We start from the raw sequence: 14,745 nt of genomic DNA, 5'->3' as shown, positions 1-14,745 counted from the left end.
GCTACTGCCCCTCATTCAATTTGTTGATAAAGCCCTGCAGATCATTCAGGTTGGAGAATCCGAGGCGGATCGGACCTCCGGTAACATCCAACTGCACATGTCCAGCGATAGGAATACGAGTCATTGGGAGCGGGAGCGGCTTGGGTGGTGCCTTCTCTACCGGGGCAGCTCGTTTTTTCTGCGCAGGCTTGGTCTGTACCTTGACGATCCAGACGGAATCACGGCCAACCATACGTTTCCCCACCTGGCCAGCGATCTCCATCTGAAACAGCGCCGCCCCAACGTCTGCAGCAGGTTGGCCGGTTGCTTTGGCGACCTCTTTGGCTGACATACCGAAGCGACTCCCTTGCAGTACGTTCAAAATCTGTTGCGTATTCATGGTTTTACTCCTGGTCAGTTAGCGTTTTCGGTCCACACCACGCGGCAGCCATCCAGGCAGAATTGGCCTTCGCGATAGCGGCCAATCTCACCCAGGCCAAAGCCGTAGTAAGCAGCCTGGCCCGACTCAATCAGCTGGGCGCAGCGGGCACTGGTCTGGATCTGGACGGTGGGGCGCGATGGAGTGCTCATGTCGATGCCGACCACGGCAAAGCCGCGACGGCCCAGCTCCTGGATCACCACTTCCACTTTTTTCACGGCCTGCAGCATCAGGGCATTGATGGGCAGGAATGCAGGCACAGGGCGCTGCGGGGCGGCAGTTTGTTGCATCGTCACTCTCCTTTGCTGCAGTTGACCGGGCACTGGCGGCAGGCCTGCCAGTGCGCCATCTTCACGCGGTTATGGGTGGGGGCTTTGCTGTTGGCCATGGTCTTGCACACAGTCAGCGCAATCGAATCCCCCGTGTACGGGCAGGTCACCTTGCCCAGCTCTTCCTTCACCTTGGCCAGGACCAGCTCAGTGCGGCCGGTGTATTTCCCAGCCAGCACCAGGCTGATGGTGCTGCGGGAGTAGCCAAGGGTTTTGGCTACGGCCGCCTGGCCTTGCTGCTCAACGGCCTGGCGCAAAACTTCAAGCAAATCACTCATCGTCGGCTTCCTCCTGGAACACCACTTCGGCCCAGTTCGGGTCAAAAACACGCTTCAGGCGCTGGATCATCGGGGCACGCGGGCCGGGCTTCTTGCTGTTGATTCGGTTGTAAGGCAGCAAGCGCCAGCGGGCCGGGGTTTTGCCCCCCTTCATGGCCGGCTTGGTTTGCGGGGCTACGACCATGTCTAGGTAGCCGGCAGAGTGCAGAGCCTTCAGGTAGCTGCGGGCGGTTTCCGGCTTGACCTGGTGCTCCGGGGTGGAAGCAGAGCGGGCAATCTCCAGATAGTCAAAGTCGCCCTTGGTCAGACGCATCACGCGCCACATATTGGTGGTGCCCATTCCCTGGGTGACAGGCTTGCCTTCTTTGGTCAGGCGTGGGGCTTCCATGCCGATATCGCGGGCCAGCTGCCACCGCTTTTCATCGTGGCCACCACGCTTGCCGGACACGTCTTCAATAAAACCGGCACGCTCTAGCGTCTGCAGATAGGTCTTGGTGGTATCCATATCCACATCAGCCTTGTGTGCGCAGTTGATCAGGTTGAATTCCTTCAGCGTGCGGATGGCTTCCCAGATGCGTTGGCGCTTCGGCTTGCCGCCGGCCATTTCCAAGTGAGCCGGGCGGCGGCCGGGTACTTTGCGGCGGGTTTCAGTCATTACGGCAGCCTCCGGGTCGGAGCCTTGCCGGTGTACAGAGTGCGATTGCCCCAGTTGGCCAGGGTGGCGACATCCCAGCCTTCGGACAGACCTTCTTCACGGATCAGGTTGAGGTTGTTGCCCACGCGGCGAACGGAGCCGCGTGCCTCGTCGACCAGCAGCTGCAGCAGGTCATCGGCCACCGGCATGTCTTCGGAGTAGATCGGCACCAGCTTGCGGGCATCGTCCAGGCTGACCGGTTGCGCAGGCACCCAGTCCAGCACGCGGGAGTGGAAGCGCTCCCACTTGGCCAGCTTCTGCGGCAGGGCCTCTTCGCCTACCAGGATGATGCTGGCCTTGTAGCTGTTGTCGTGGATGTCGCGGATCAACTGCACTAAGCGCGGCTTGTCGGCGGCGTAGTCAGCTTCATCAATGATCAGCGGGCGGCTGCTGGCGGACAGCTGCTGGGCGACCTGGTCCAGCATGGCCGCGCCAGTCTTCTCCGGCTGGATGTCCATTTCGATCAGGATCTTTTGCAGGAAAGTCTTGCAGGTCCACTGGTCAGACATGCGGACGAAATAGCCGTTGTGGCGGAGGTAAGCCTGGGTGGCTGCCTGGGTTTTGCCGAAGCCGGAAGGACCGTACAGCACAGCCATACCATCGGAACCAGCCGGGCGGCCCAGCAGGCGCAGGGTGGTGGCGTGCATCAGATCGACATTCGTGATGTCAGCGGTCTGGTTGGCGGGGCGACTCATGTTCTTCTCTCCTGTTTAGTGATTGCCAGCGAGGGCAGCGTCTTGCGTATTGCGTTGCAGGTGCTTTTGCATCTGCACTTGGAAACGGGCGGTTTTCTGCCAGCCCTCGTAAAACTTGACCTTGTCTGCCGGTAGCGTCTGGCCACGCTTGGCCATCGCATCCAGTTCCAACCACTGGCGGAACTTGGTTTCGTCGCTCTGCGGCAGGCTGATCACCGGGGCCGGGGTAGCCTGGCCAAGGTGGCGCTGCACGGCGGCCGGGATCTGGGCATTCAGGCCGCGATCCACGGCATGGGTGGCAGCTGCAGCAGCGCGAGTGCCTGCGGTGTTGACCGGTACGGCCAGCTTCGGCATGGCCACCAGCGTCCCGGCCTGGGCGGCGTTGTGGCGCAGGATCTCTTGCACCACGTCATCGGTATTGACCTTGCGGGCCATGGCCTTGAGTTCGCGTTTCTGGCGGCTGACCTCGGCGGCCTGCATCTTTTTGGCCTTCTGGGCGACTTCCTGGCGATTCATACCGGTACGCTCCGGGCACTCGGCCACGCAGACAAACTGGCCATCGTGGAAGACATACACACGGCCCAGATCCAGCGGATCCAGTCGCACCTGGACATCGCGGCCAACCAGGTTGACGGCCAGTTCCGGGGCGATGAACCAGGCATCGTCGATTTTCAAACCCTTCTTCTGAACCGTGCGCTGGATGCGTTCGGCCAGCAGGACATCCAGCAAACGCGGGTTGTCGATGCGTTCCACCGAACCCGTCCAGGACGCGGCCTTCTGGAAAGGACTCATATCCAGGGAACCGTGGTCGCGGTTGTGGTAGCGCACCAGCCAGTCATCACAAAAGGCCTGCAGCTCAGCGGCAGTCATCGTCATGTCCACCACCTCGTTTTTGGTGAACAGACGCTCACTGAAGGCCTTGCGGGCTTCAATGGCCTTGCGGTCAGCGACGTTGTGGCCGATGTAACCCGGCAGCAGCTCAAGCAAGTCGTGGCTGAAGGTGTGGAAGAAATGCTCAATGTGCGGCTTGTGCCATGGTTGGAAAGGCGGACACTTGGTCTGCTCGATGTCCAGGGCGCGGAACACGTCATCGACATAGACGCCCACGTATTCCTGGCCGTTGTCCGTCTTCGCCTCTTCGCACTTGCCCCAGTCCAGCAGGGCAGCACGCACCAGGGCACCAACACCCACGGCGCGGGAGGACTTGGCCACCAGCAGCTTGGCGCGGCGGGTCCATACGTCGATCACGCCCAGCAGGCAGTGGCGACCATCGGCCAGCATCAGATCTGCCGGTGTGGAGTCGAACTCCCAGCGCTGATTCATGCGCAGCACGTCTTCAGAGGAGGAGCCTTGCGCCACCATGAAGCTGTTCTTCCACTGGTCCGGGTTGGCAATGGCGGTGAACAGCTCAGCGTTCTGCTTCTTCCATTCGTTCAGGAAGCGGCGGAAAGCGTGGTAACTCGGCACCTTGATAGAGGCATGGCCATCAAAGCGGGCCTTGGCAGCGTCTTCCAGGTGAACCGGCTTGATATGCGGATTGGCCACCACCATGGCGACGGTGAAATCATGCAAATCCTTCTGCACACTGATCGTGCATTTGCCCTTGCGGTGCGCGCCGTCATTGCCATCGACGAAGGCGGCCAGGCCTGCTTTCTCGTAGTCCGACACCCACAGCTGCAAGGTGCGCAGGGCAATGCTGTCGACCACACCGGCCGTGGCCAGGGCCAGCTCCGGGTATTGCACCTTGTTGGCTTGCAGGTGACCGGCATTGAAGTGGCTGACAAATGCCTCATACAGGGCATTGGTCGGCTTCATGCCGCGCAGCTTCAGGAAGCCATACCAGGCCATCACAACGGCGCGACGGGCTTCAAAACGGGCAACCTGCTTAACGGTCAGGCTGGGCAGCTGCAGCAACACGGCCTGGTCGGACTCGCGGCGTTCTTCTGCGTCTAGTAAGCCTATTTGAGTGCTAGGTACCTTCTGGCTAGATGCTGGTACGATGGTTTTCTGTGGATCCTGCAATTTCTGAATCCGTGCAGACATCTCGATGTGGGCAAGAATCGACTTGACCATGTCAGCAGGCATGCCACTCAACGTATATTTTTTGACAAGACCACCACGCCCCCTGCCACTTTCTTCAATGAAATCCCAGCCTTGTCGCTTGGCTGTGTATTCAATTCCTTGTCTACTTTCAGCCAGTCCAGGCAACTTCATCGAAGCCAGTTCAGCTGCGCTGTAGTGTGTTTTAAGTTCGACCTGGCTCATGCCCGGCCTCCTTGTTGGGTGAGGGTTCTGCCGATTTGGGTAGAATGGCGATGCAGGCCGCAAACTTGCATGTCATAAACCTTCACTGGAGAGTCCTCATGGGGAAAGTGAAACTTTTTTCGGTGTGCCCCAACAGCACCTGCCACTTCAAAGAGAACATCACTGACAGTGGCATGGCTCATTGCGCTTTCTGTCCAAAGTGCGGCTCACCGATGGTTACTGCCTGCACTGCGTGCGAACGTCCTATTTGGTACAAGGGCGATTACTGCAGTGGCTGCGGAAAGAGCTTTAAGACCACACCCGACGCCTAGCACCACACTTCGGGCAGAACAAAGCATCAGCGTCCGCTTTATCAGCCTCGCTTCGTGGCAACGACCAGCCACAACCGTGAAGGCGGACGTACTGCTTTTTGCTTTTATTGGGCAGTACGGCGCGAATCAGTTGTTTTTGAATGCGGATAAACCACTGTTTATTGATCATGGTTCCCGCAACCTTCTTTGCTTTTCTCATCACTTATTCCCCAAACAGTTCAAGTTCCGGTTGCCCGGTTTTAATGACGTTCTCGCGGTGGTACGCCACCTGAGACAGCACCTCGTTCAACACCCCAAGGGTTTCTGGCAGGTCGGTCTGGCCTCGGTAAAACTGTTCCAGGAGCATCACGACCTTGCCGAAGTTGGCCTGCATCTCGCCCAGGTCACTGGCCTTGGCTTTCTTGCCAGTCGGAATGCTCACGACCAACTTTCCGCAAGCAATGGCCAGGTACTCAATGACATGGGCTGAACCGCAAAGCACGGAGAACTGCAGCAAACGGCCGGCAGGCATCTCGCAGTCGGACACCCAGCGGGCATAGGTGGAGCGGTTGGTACCCATCAGCTCTTCCATCTGCTTGCGCGGGCGGCGGTGTGCTTTCAGGGCATTTGCTTCATCAAGATCGAAAGCCTCAGCAAGGCTTGTAGGTCTGCGGGTTTTCCCGCCGTTGTTTCTCATGGCATCACTCCTTGCGCAGAGAATCTGTGTGGTGGCCATTAGGTCAGTTCGCCCCTACTATTCACTCAGCAGCAACAGCCATGCGGGATGCCGCTGGGGTATTTGCAGATGAAAGGGGAATAGTTGGGAAAACCGGCTTAAAATGGCGTTTTTCGTAGCGGCTTGGCCAAATGACTTCCGGGGCTACTCCAATAGCAGCAGCAATGATTTTTTCTGCTTTGGGGTAGGGACGATTCAGTGCCGTTTTTAGAGTTGAAGGACTCAGACCGGCTTGCCTGGAAAGCTCCGCCATAGACCAGCCTCCCTTGCGGAGGGCCGCTCCGATATCCGCCGGATGCCAATCGACGGCGGGTTTTTTTTGGGCTTTGAGTACATCCATCGGTTACACCATTTGCGTTACTCGGTTGCTGAATACTACTTAGCAAATGATTTTCTGTAAAGCATTTGCTAAGTCAGAATTACTCAAATGAGTTGAGATTATGCGCAAATGATTGATTTAAATGACAAAATTAACACGCAAAAAAGTTGCGCTTTTGCTTAGTTTTGTTGCTTAGTCTGACAAGGATTTAGCAAATGAGTGATTTCAAGAGCCGCTTGGTTCAGCTTTGGGGGGCAGACGCAGCTCCATCAGTCATTGCGTCTGAGATAGGAATGTCCACGACCGGCTTCCTGCGGGTATGGAATGAAGGAGCCATTCCAAAAGCAGAGACCCTCATCAAGATCAGTGAGGTAAAGCATTGCTCAATTGATTGGCTGCTTACCGGCAAGGGAAACGCACCTGGTGCTGCATTAGGGTCTTCAGCAGCAGTTGCTGAAACCAAGATTGGTACGTGCTGCCTAGATACCCTTGGCAACCCTGTAGACCTCAGTGAGTTCGTCTTCATCCCTCGCTACAACGTGAAGGCGGCTGCAGGGCATGGGTCTGCTGTAGAGGGCGAGAAGCCCATGTTTTCCATGTCTTTCCGGCGCTACTGGATAGAAAACTACCTGCGTGTCGATCCCAGGGATCTTTCTGTGCTGTCTGTGAAGGGGGACTCAATGGAAGGCGTCTTGAATGACAGGGATGTCATCCTGGTGAACCATGCGGATAGGCAGCCCACCAGTGGCCTGTACGTGCTTCGCCTGGATGAGGATCTGATCGTCAAGCGCGTGCAGAAGCTGCCTGGGGGGAAATTGCGGATACTGAGTGCCAATGAGGCCTACGATCCGTTCGAGGTGGAAGTTAACAGCCCAGAGGTGGACTTTGCGGTGATTGGCCGTGTTGTGTGGTTCGGCCGTCAGATCTAAGCGTTAATTCTAAAACGTTGTGTTCAATCTTTAATGCAAAAGGCCGCGCAAATGTTGTGTGTTTGTCGCGGCCCCAATGCAACGGCGGGCACCGTGTGCATTTTGATGGGTGATCTGGGCTGAAAGCTAAGCCTGGCGCGGATCATCCCGCATCATCCCAGTTCTTCCCGCCCAGTTCTCCCCACTGCAATACTTCCTGCACAACCACATCATCAGTCCAGCATTACGGGGGTATAGCTCAGCTGGGAGAGCGCTTGCATGGCATGCAAGAGGTCAGCGGTTCGATCCCGCTTATCTCCACCACTACACAGTCAGCTGCCGGATGGCTCCAGACCATCAGACAGACAAAGCAATACGGGGGTATAGCTCAGCTGGGAGAGCGCTTGCATGGCATGCAAGAGGTCAGCGGTTCGATCCCGCTTATCTCCACCAACACAAAAGCCGGAATCACACGATTCCGGCTTTTTCTTTGCCCTGCCCACATGCATTCAGCCACTTGCTGCCTGTTCCGGGCCGAGCAGCGGCAGCACCCGCGCCAGTTGCTGCTTAATCTGCAGCAATATGGGATGCTGCGTCATGCCAAAGCCCTCCCCCACCAGCGCCAGCAGAAAACGGATACCGTGCAATACCAGCCAGGCCACCTGCTGTTCCTGTGGCAGCAGCATATTGCCACTGCTGCGTACCCTTCTGCGGCGCTCGCTGGCCAGTGGCCCAGGCTGCGGCAGCGGCGTGGCTGCCACCTGCCTGCTGTACAAGCGATAAGGCAAGGGCCAGTCATCCACCACGTCAGGCTGACGACCCGTAAGTTCCTGCACCACCTGCACCCACTCATCCACCAGGCGCGACAGACGCTCCAGCCCACTCTTGGCCTGGCCTCTGCCGCCATTCATCATCTGTTCGCGCAAGTGCTGCACGCGCCGCAACAGAAAACGCAACTTGGCCAAGGCTAACTGGCGCGCCTCTTCGTCCTGGCCCTGGCCGGCACGCCGCGCCAGATCGTCAAGCCAGGCCACCCAGTCCAGATACTCGCCCAGCTCTGCGCTACCCACCACATCGTCTCTTGCCGTGCCAACGGGCAACAGCTTGCCGCGCCGATTGTGCGGTGCAGTCCAGGCCGTGGTATCCAGCCCGACATTCTGCTTGGCGGTAATTTTCATCATGACGCCTCGTCTAGCGGGACTGCGCACGACATTTTCAAAATATTATTGATTTATTTTAAATCTATCGACCAATCCGGCACTAACTTTAGCGCAGCGCAAACCGTGGCAACAAAGAAAATGCCAGCGCACTGCGCTGGCATTCAGGGGAAACAGCAGGGAGAGAGCGGATCAGGAAAACAGCATATGGCCCAGTTTGGCGGCCTTGGTATCCAGATAGCGATCGTTATGCGGATTACGCCCCACCATCAGCGGCACCCGCTCCACCACATCGATACCGGCGGTCTTGAGGGTTTCCAGCTTGCGCGGGTTGTTGGTCATCACCCGTACACTCTTGATATTCAGCGCATCCAGCATGTGGCGCGCCACGCGGAAGTCGCGCATGTCCGCCGGAAAACCCAGTTGTTCGTTGGCTTCAACCGTGTCCGCCCCGCCGTCTTGCAGCTTGTAGGCGCGAATCTTGTTGATCAGACCGATGCCACGGCCTTCTTGGCGCAAATACAGCAAGGCACCGCGGCCTTCTTTGGCAATGGCATCCAAGGCCGCTTCCAGTTGAAAGCCGCAGTCGCAGCGCAAGGAGAACAAGGCATCGCCAGTGAGGCATTCCGAATGCAGGCGCGCCAGCACCGGCTGGCCATCGGCCACATCACCCATGGTCAGCACCACATGCTCGCGCCGACTATCCCTTTCCTCGAAGCCATGCATGGTGAACACGCCCCAGGGCGTGGGTAGCTTGCAACTGGCCACGTAATCAACGACGGGTTCTACCTGCGGATTGGGATATTGCACAGCCATGCTTGCTCCGGAGTCTGTTCAGAAGCCTTGACGCTTGCCACGCCAGGGCATTGGAAAAATCAGTACCCCCTAATTGAGGGCAGATTACGCCTTTTCAAGCGGGGCCATGGCAGCAAATGGCGCGGCCAGCACGATGGCAAGCGCCGCCAGCCACACCAGCCTGCTTTCATCAAAGTGCGCCAGTTGGCCTGACTCTGCATCCAGAATGCCCAGCACCCGGTCATGCTCATCCACCACGGGCAGGCACACTTCGCTCTTTACCTTGGGGTCGCACTCGTAATAACCACCGCCTTCGGCGCGCCAGGCGGCGACATCCTCAATCAGCACGCCCCAGCCGGTCAGGCCAACACGGCTGTTATTGCTGCCTGCGGCAAACGCTTCGGTCAGCGGAAATTCGGCGCGGCTGGGCAGGCCCTGATAGGCCAGCTTCACCAGACGGGCATCCTTGCCCTCACCGGCGCGGCGATAAATACCCAGCCAGTCGGCACCGATTTTCTGATTGACCGAATCGACCAGGGCATTGAAATTGGTCAGCAAGGCACGCGCGGCTTCGGTTTCACCGCCAAACCAGACGGAGAGGTCATAGGGCTCGTCAGCCAGCTCTTCCACCAGCGAGCAGGCACCATCCTCGCTCAGCTTGGGCACCGGATAACGGAACAGATCGCGCTGCAGCGGCGGCTTTTCCACGTCCAGCACCGCCTGCAGGGTCATGACGGCAATTTGCAATTCGGTACGATCTAGCTTCAGGCCCTGTTCACGCAGGTAGTCGTTAAGCTGGCGGGTAGGTATCATCAATACTCCTGGCATTGCTTGGAACACAGACAGCCAAACGGCCAGACTGTCTGATAAAACGCGTTAGCATACCAATACTGCCAACAAAAGTCGCCCTTCCCCCTGCCTGCATCGTTTAGCCATGACTGCCATCCATATTCCGTTTCCTCCCTTGCGCATCCGCGCGGGTGCTCACGCCATCTCCCTGCTACGGCAACACGGCCTGTCAGCCGACCGGGTTGGCAGCCTGCCCGGTGCGGCCGGAGGACCCAAGGCGATTGGCTTGTGCGGGCTGGATCAGGCGGTATTCGGCTGGCTGGCCGACAGCCCGCGCCCGCGCGAACTGGTGGGCGCATCTATTGGCAGTTGGCGCTTTGCCTGTGCCATGCAGGCCGATCCGCAGCAGGCGCTGGCCCGGCTGGCCGAGCGCTATACCGCAGAATGCTATGCCGACAATGTGGACATCGCCGGCATTACCGCGCAAACCCGGCTGATGCTGCAGGACATCCTCGGCCCGGACGGCCTGCAAGCCATCCTGCAGCATCCGCATTACCGTTTGTCGCTGCTGCTGGTGGCATCGCATGGTTTGCTGCGTCACGAGACGCCGCACCACCTGCTACCGGGGCTGGCGATCAGCGCAGTACTCAACATAGCCCATCGAAGTCTGCTGCGACACAGTTTCAGCCGGGTGATTTGCCACGATGCCCGCAGCAGCCTGCATTTTGTGCCGGATGATGGCCTGCCTACTCGGACCGTGCCGCTGAGCGCCGATAATCTGAGCGCCGCCTTGATGGGCAGTGTCGCCATTCCCGGCGTGCTGCACGGAGTGGCGCTGCCCGGCACAACAGATGGCCGCTACCGGGATGGCGGCCTGCTGGATTACCACCTGGACCTGCCCTTTGCCCGGCAAGATGACATCACCTTGTATCCGCACTTTGGCCCGCGCATCGTACCCGGCTGGTTCGACAAATTCCTGCCCTGGCGTCATCACCAGCCGTCCCACCACCGCAATACCCTGTTGCTTTGCCCTTCTGCAGATTTTCTGGCGCGGCTGCCCGGCGGCAAGCTGCCGGACCGCAGCGACTTCAAACGCTATCGCGGCCAGGACAAGCTGCGCCAGCAGCAGTGGCGCACCGCCTGCAGCGAAAGCCAGCGGCTGGGGGATGCCTGGCTGGAATGGCTGGCGCGCGGCTGCCCGCTGGATGTGGTGGAAGCGCTCTAGTGATTGCGGCTGGATCACCAAACAAAAAGCCCCCTAACGGGGGCTTTGGTTTGCTATCAGGCAATCAGGCTCAGCCAGCACGGCCCAGCTTGAAGTTTTGCCACAGGCGGGAATAGATGCGCAGGGTTTTCGGGTCCACCGACTTCATGATGAAACCCTTCTTCACATCGTCAGCGGTCGGGAAGATGCTGCGGTCAGCCAGATACTTCTTGTCGATGAACGGACGTGCGGCCAGGCTGCCCGGTGCATAAGTCACCTTGTTGGCATTGGCGGCAGCGACATGCGGGTCCAGCGTGTAGTTGATGAAGGCCAGTGCGTTGGCGACATTGGCGGCATCTTTCGGGATGGTCATGCTGTCCACCCAGAAGGCCACACCGGTGGACGGCATCAGCACCTTGATGTGGACACCGCGCTTGGCTTCCTCGGCACGGCGCTTGGCAATATTCAGGTCGCCACCGTAGCCCATGGCCAGGCAGACGTCGCCGTTGGCGATGTCATTGATGTAGCCGGAGGAAGAAAACTGGGTGATGCTGCTGCGGATGGCAGCCAGTTGCGGGGCCACCGCCTTGTAATCAGCCTCGTTGTTACTGCCCGGCTGTTTGCCGTAGTAATGCAGTACCTTGGGTAGTACATCGGAAGCAGAGTCCAGAATGCTCACGCCGCAGGACTTCAGCTTGGAAGCATATTCCGGCTTGAACAGCAGGTCCCATTCATTGGCCGGCAGCTTGCCACCCAGGACTTTCTTCACCTTGTCTTCATTGATGCCCAGGGTAATCACGCCCCAGAAGTAAGGCACGGCAAACTTGTTGCCCGGGTCGGATGCTTCCATCAGCTTGAGCAGGGCCGGGTCCAGGTTTTTGTAGTTGGGGATCTTGCTCTTGTCCAGCGGCTGGAACAGACCACCCTTGATGCCCACTTCCAGCACATTGTTGGACGGCACGGTGATGTCATAGCCGGAATGGCCGGTCACCAGCTTGGCGTTCAGGGTTTCCATGCTGTCATAAACGTCATAGCGCACCTTGATGCCGGTTTTCTTGCTGAAATCCGGCACGGTGGTCGGTGCAATGTAGTCAGACCAGTTGTAGATGTTGACAACCGGTGCGCCAGCCTGAGCAGCCAGTGCAGATGCAGCCAGCAGGCCGCCTACGATGATTTTTTTCATTGTTTCCCAACTCCTTTGGTACAGGTTTTGTTGCTGCTTGCCGTTTAGGATATCAGTACATTTGTGATCAAATCTACCATTTCCTTAAACAGCAATCTGCCATAGGCCGGATGGTGTGCCGCAAAAATGCAGAAGCCGCCAAATATGGCGGCTTTCATGTCATCCGGCAAGCAAAACCGGCAATCTTAATGACAAATTAATGGCGCGCTTCGCGCACGGCAGCCAGCAGATCATAGTCGAACAGCTCGTTGGCATCGTCTTCATCAAACACATAGTGCTGATTGCAGTAGTCGCAGACGATTTCCACACTGCCTTGTTCCAGCAGCACCTCACCCACTTCCTGGCCACCGAGCATCTTCAGCATATTGCCCACCCGTTCACGGCTGCAGTTGCAGGAGAAGCTGACACCTTCCGGCTCAAACACGCGCACGGTTTCCTCGTGGAACAGGCGATGCAGGATGTCGGCCGCCGGCAGGGTAAGCAGTTCTTCGGCTTGCAGGGTGCCGCCCAGGATACGGATGCGATCCCAGCCTTCCGGTTCACCATGCCCTTCCGGCAGGCGCTGCAGCAGCATGCCGGCAGCGGTGTTGTCGTCGCTGGCCAGCACCAGGCGGGTATCCAGTTGCTCGGAACGCAGCATGTAGTTTTCCAGCATCTGGCCAATGCTGTCGCCTTCCAGCGCCACAATGCCTTGCCAGGTTTGCGACTTGTCCAGTTTGGGTTCCAGCGTGATGACAAACTGACCGGCACCGCCCAGCAAATCCAGAATGGGTGCATCGGGCAGATCACCATCCCACTTGGCGGTGGCACGCACCGTGCGGTCATGGTTGCACTCCACCACAGCCAGGCGCAACGGGCCGCTGCCATGCAGTTGCAGGATCATGGCACCGTCAAACTTCAGATTGGCCGACATCAGCTGTGCGGCTGCCATCATCTGCCCCAGGATGGTCTTGAGCGGTGCGGGATAGGCACGGCGGGCCAGTACCTGCTGCCAGGCACCGTCCAGGCGCACCAGTGCGCCGCGTACCGGGGCACCATCAAACAAAAAGCGTTGCAGGGTATCGTGTTGACTCATGCTGTTTCTTTCCTGGCGGTATCGTCAGCCACTTCTACGGTATAGACGGTCATGGGCAGGCTGGAATTGACATCGAACTCGCAGCCGGCCTGCACGCCGATTTCTGCAATCTCGCGTGCGCTGAGGTTCTGCTCGTAAGCGACATGCATTGCGCCCATGGCAAACTTGCGCCCCGAGCCTATCGCCCAGAACCGCGAGAACTGGTAGATCTCGCGCATGGGATAAACACCGAAAATACCGTGGGCATTGGCAATCACCACCATCATCTGGCTGGATTCGTATGGGTCTTCCTCATCCTCTTCCGGACGCAGGTAAAACCCGTCTTTCAATTTGGGATGCAGCTTGCGGAAGGTATCGAAAATGCCTTTGCGGCTGGAAAAATCCTTTTTCTTCAGTTCCTTCAACGCACCTTGCAACACCAGGTCGTGAGCGGCAGAGCCGGAAATGGCCAGATAGCTGTCACCGTGGCGGAAGATCTTGTCATGAAAACAATCATAGCCCGCGAGGAGTTTCTGATCGTCGCCAAAAGTAGTCTGGCTGTCGGCGGCTATCGCAATCTGATTGCCTTTGCGTACTGCCACGATGGTTGTCATTGCCGGATACGCCTGCTTGCAAGGGAAGGGGCTAATATAGGGCCGCACGGCAAAAATGCAAGCCTGACCAGATACAATGCAACAAGCCGACTGACGTCGGCTTGTGAGTTGACTATCCGGACCCGCCCTACAGAACCACGGCGGGCTTGCGCACGCTCTTGAGTTTGCCACCGGCCGAATTATAGGACTGCGGCGCAGGGACGCTGTGCGGTTCTGCCTGCTGCTCCAGCGGGGCGGCATCCTTGGGTGGCAGGGACAGCCAGCGCACTGCCGCCAGTTCAGCCGGCGCACCGGCACTGCCCTTGCAAGTCAGGCACACCGGCTTGCCGCTGCGCTCTTTCAAGGCCTGGTCCACCCGACGCCCCACCACGGCAACGCCATGGGTGCGCTGCCACTCCAGCAGGCTGTCAGCCAGATGCGGGAAAGAAGGATCATCCTGCTTGTAGTGGTTCTTGTAAGCGGTGAGCCACAACTCCCCGCCAGCATCTTCATTCAGCAGCACCGTCTGGTAAGCCACGGTAACGGCAGCACCCTTTTGCACTGCATCGGCCAGGCTGAGCGCATCCGGGTTCTTCAGCCGGATACAGCCATGGCTGCGAAAGCCCGGCACGGAAGCCGGCGCATTGGTGCCATGAAAGCCCAGCCCCAGCTTGGCCTCGCCAAAGCGGATAAACACCGGCCCCAAGGGATTGTCCGGACCAGGCGGCACCACGGTCAGCACCGGCTTGCCCTGGTTCTTCTGCTCTTCCTGGATGGATTTGGGCACATGCCAGCTAGGATCGCGATAAACGCCGGTGATGGCATAACTGCCAACCGGAGTCTGGGTCAGCATCTTGCCCACGGCAACCGGGTAGATTTTCTGCAATCGGCCATCCTGATAGAAAAACAGGCGAGCCTGTGGCAGGTTAACCACCAGATGCTGCCCGCTCTGATTCAGCAGGATATCGGGTTCCGGCATGGCTGCAGCCCATCCCGCCATGCCCGTCATCAGCAAAATCGCACCAGGAACAAGAGTAA

18 protein-coding genes and 2 tRNA genes are annotated in these 14,745 nt (G+C 58.5%); 4 read left to right on the top strand and 16 right to left on the bottom strand.

Annotation, left to right across the window (positions count from 1 at the left end; all coding sequences use genetic code 11):
- Position 1 precedes the first annotated feature (1 nt).
- From DLM_RS03780 to DLM_RS03745, 9 genes are all read right to left on the bottom strand, one after another.
- Positions 2-379: a hypothetical protein gene (locus DLM_RS03780; protein WP_119313186.1), complete on the bottom strand. Its 378-nt coding sequence runs from the start codon at positions 377-379 to the stop codon at positions 2-4.
- A gap of 14 nt (positions 380-393) precedes the next feature.
- On the bottom strand, positions 394-708 hold the full coding sequence (locus DLM_RS03775; RefSeq protein WP_089082697.1) for a hypothetical protein: 315 nt from the start codon (positions 706-708) through the stop codon (positions 394-396).
- Positions 709-710: 2 nt separating this feature from the next.
- On the bottom strand, positions 711-1,025 hold the full coding sequence (locus DLM_RS03770) for a hypothetical protein (protein ID WP_089082698.1): 315 nt from the start codon (positions 1,023-1,025) through the stop codon (positions 711-713).
- A complete protein-coding gene (locus tag DLM_RS03765) occupies positions 1,018-1,680 on the bottom strand; it encodes a hypothetical protein (RefSeq protein ID WP_089082699.1) in 663 nt (220 codons plus the stop codon). Before DLM_RS03765 ends, DLM_RS03770 begins: the two co-directional genes overlap by 8 nt.
- Positions 1,680-2,414, bottom strand: coding sequence for an AAA family ATPase (locus DLM_RS03760; RefSeq protein ID WP_089082700.1), 735 nt, complete (start codon positions 2,412-2,414; stop codon positions 1,680-1,682). Before DLM_RS03760 ends, DLM_RS03765 begins: the two co-directional genes overlap by 1 nt.
- Before the next feature lie 15 nt (positions 2,415-2,429).
- Positions 2,430-4,628 carry a Mu transposase C-terminal domain-containing protein gene (locus DLM_RS03755; RefSeq protein WP_231960177.1) on the bottom strand — a complete coding sequence of 733 codons (2,199 nt, stop codon included), beginning with the start codon at positions 4,626-4,628 and terminating at the stop codon, positions 2,430-2,432.
- A gap of 339 nt (positions 4,629-4,967) precedes the next feature.
- The gene (locus DLM_RS22920) at positions 4,968-5,189 is read right to left on the bottom strand and encodes a hypothetical protein (protein ID WP_145985758.1); all 222 of its coding nucleotides are present in this window, start codon (positions 5,187-5,189) and stop codon (positions 4,968-4,970) included.
- 3 nt (positions 5,190-5,192) lie between these two features.
- Positions 5,193-5,666: a hypothetical protein gene (locus DLM_RS03750; RefSeq protein WP_145985757.1), complete on the bottom strand. Its 474-nt coding sequence runs from the start codon at positions 5,664-5,666 to the stop codon at positions 5,193-5,195.
- Positions 5,667-5,727: 61 nt separating this feature from the next.
- A complete protein-coding gene (locus tag DLM_RS03745; protein ID WP_089082703.1) occupies positions 5,728-6,045 on the bottom strand; it encodes a helix-turn-helix domain-containing protein in 318 nt (105 codons plus the stop codon).
- 194 nt (positions 6,046-6,239) lie between these two features.
- On the opposite strand from DLM_RS03745, the gene DLM_RS03740 reads away from it, so the two are divergent.
- From DLM_RS03740 to DLM_RS03730, 3 genes are all read left to right on the top strand, one after another.
- Positions 6,240-6,953 (top strand): S24 family peptidase, encoded by a 714-nt coding sequence (locus tag DLM_RS03740; RefSeq protein WP_089082704.1) that lies wholly within the window; start codon positions 6,240-6,242, stop codon positions 6,951-6,953.
- Positions 6,954-7,180: 227 nt separating this feature from the next.
- A tRNA-Ala gene (locus DLM_RS03735) sits at positions 7,181-7,256 on the top strand.
- A gap of 53 nt (positions 7,257-7,309) precedes the next feature.
- Positions 7,310-7,385: transfer RNA gene (locus DLM_RS03730), tRNA-Ala, on the top strand.
- Positions 7,386-7,441: 56 nt separating this feature from the next.
- Here DLM_RS03730 and DLM_RS03725 read toward each other — a convergent pair.
- From DLM_RS03725 to DLM_RS03715, 3 genes are all read right to left on the bottom strand, one after another.
- Positions 7,442-8,113 carry a hypothetical protein gene (locus tag DLM_RS03725; RefSeq protein ID WP_089082705.1) on the bottom strand — a complete coding sequence of 224 codons (672 nt, stop codon included), beginning with the start codon at positions 8,111-8,113 and terminating at the stop codon, positions 7,442-7,444.
- Between the two features lie 168 nt (positions 8,114-8,281).
- Positions 8,282-8,905, bottom strand: a complete 624-nt coding sequence (gene ribA, locus DLM_RS03720) for a GTP cyclohydrolase II (protein WP_089082706.1) — start codon at positions 8,903-8,905, stop codon at positions 8,282-8,284.
- A gap of 84 nt (positions 8,906-8,989) precedes the next feature.
- Positions 8,990-9,697 (bottom strand): GAF domain-containing protein, encoded by a 708-nt coding sequence (locus DLM_RS03715; RefSeq protein WP_089082707.1) that lies wholly within the window; start codon positions 9,695-9,697, stop codon positions 8,990-8,992.
- A 121-nt stretch (positions 9,698-9,818) separates the two neighbouring features.
- On the opposite strand from DLM_RS03715, the gene DLM_RS03710 reads away from it, so the two are divergent.
- On the top strand, positions 9,819-10,898 hold the full coding sequence (locus DLM_RS03710) for a hypothetical protein (protein WP_089082708.1): 1,080 nt from the start codon (positions 9,819-9,821) through the stop codon (positions 10,896-10,898).
- A gap of 70 nt (positions 10,899-10,968) precedes the next feature.
- Here the strand turns inward: DLM_RS03710 and DLM_RS03705 are convergent, their stop codons facing one another.
- The 4 genes from DLM_RS03705 to DLM_RS03690 form a co-directional block, all read right to left on the bottom strand.
- A complete protein-coding gene (locus DLM_RS03705; RefSeq protein WP_089082709.1) occupies positions 10,969-12,060 on the bottom strand; it encodes a polyamine ABC transporter substrate-binding protein in 1,092 nt (363 codons plus the stop codon).
- Between the two features lie 196 nt (positions 12,061-12,256).
- Positions 12,257-13,135, bottom strand: coding sequence for an Hsp33 family molecular chaperone HslO (gene hslO, locus DLM_RS03700; RefSeq protein WP_089082710.1), 879 nt, complete (start codon positions 13,133-13,135; stop codon positions 12,257-12,259).
- On the bottom strand, positions 13,132-13,728 hold the full coding sequence (locus DLM_RS03695; protein ID WP_089082711.1) for an MFS transporter: 597 nt from the start codon (positions 13,726-13,728) through the stop codon (positions 13,132-13,134). The genes hslO and DLM_RS03695 overlap by 4 nt, the downstream gene beginning before the upstream one ends.
- Before the next feature lie 127 nt (positions 13,729-13,855).
- Entirely contained in the window at positions 13,856-14,686 is an 831-nt protein-coding gene (locus DLM_RS03690) for a L,D-transpeptidase (RefSeq protein WP_231960047.1), read from the bottom strand.
- Positions 14,687-14,745 lie beyond the last annotated feature (59 nt).

Source organism: Aquitalea magnusonii (assembly GCF_002217795.2).
Taxonomy (GTDB): Bacteria; Pseudomonadota; Gammaproteobacteria; order Burkholderiales; family Chromobacteriaceae; genus Aquitalea; species Aquitalea magnusonii_B.
The sequence above is the reverse complement of the archived record's forward strand: the minus strand, read 5'-3'. Positions and strand labels throughout refer to the sequence as shown.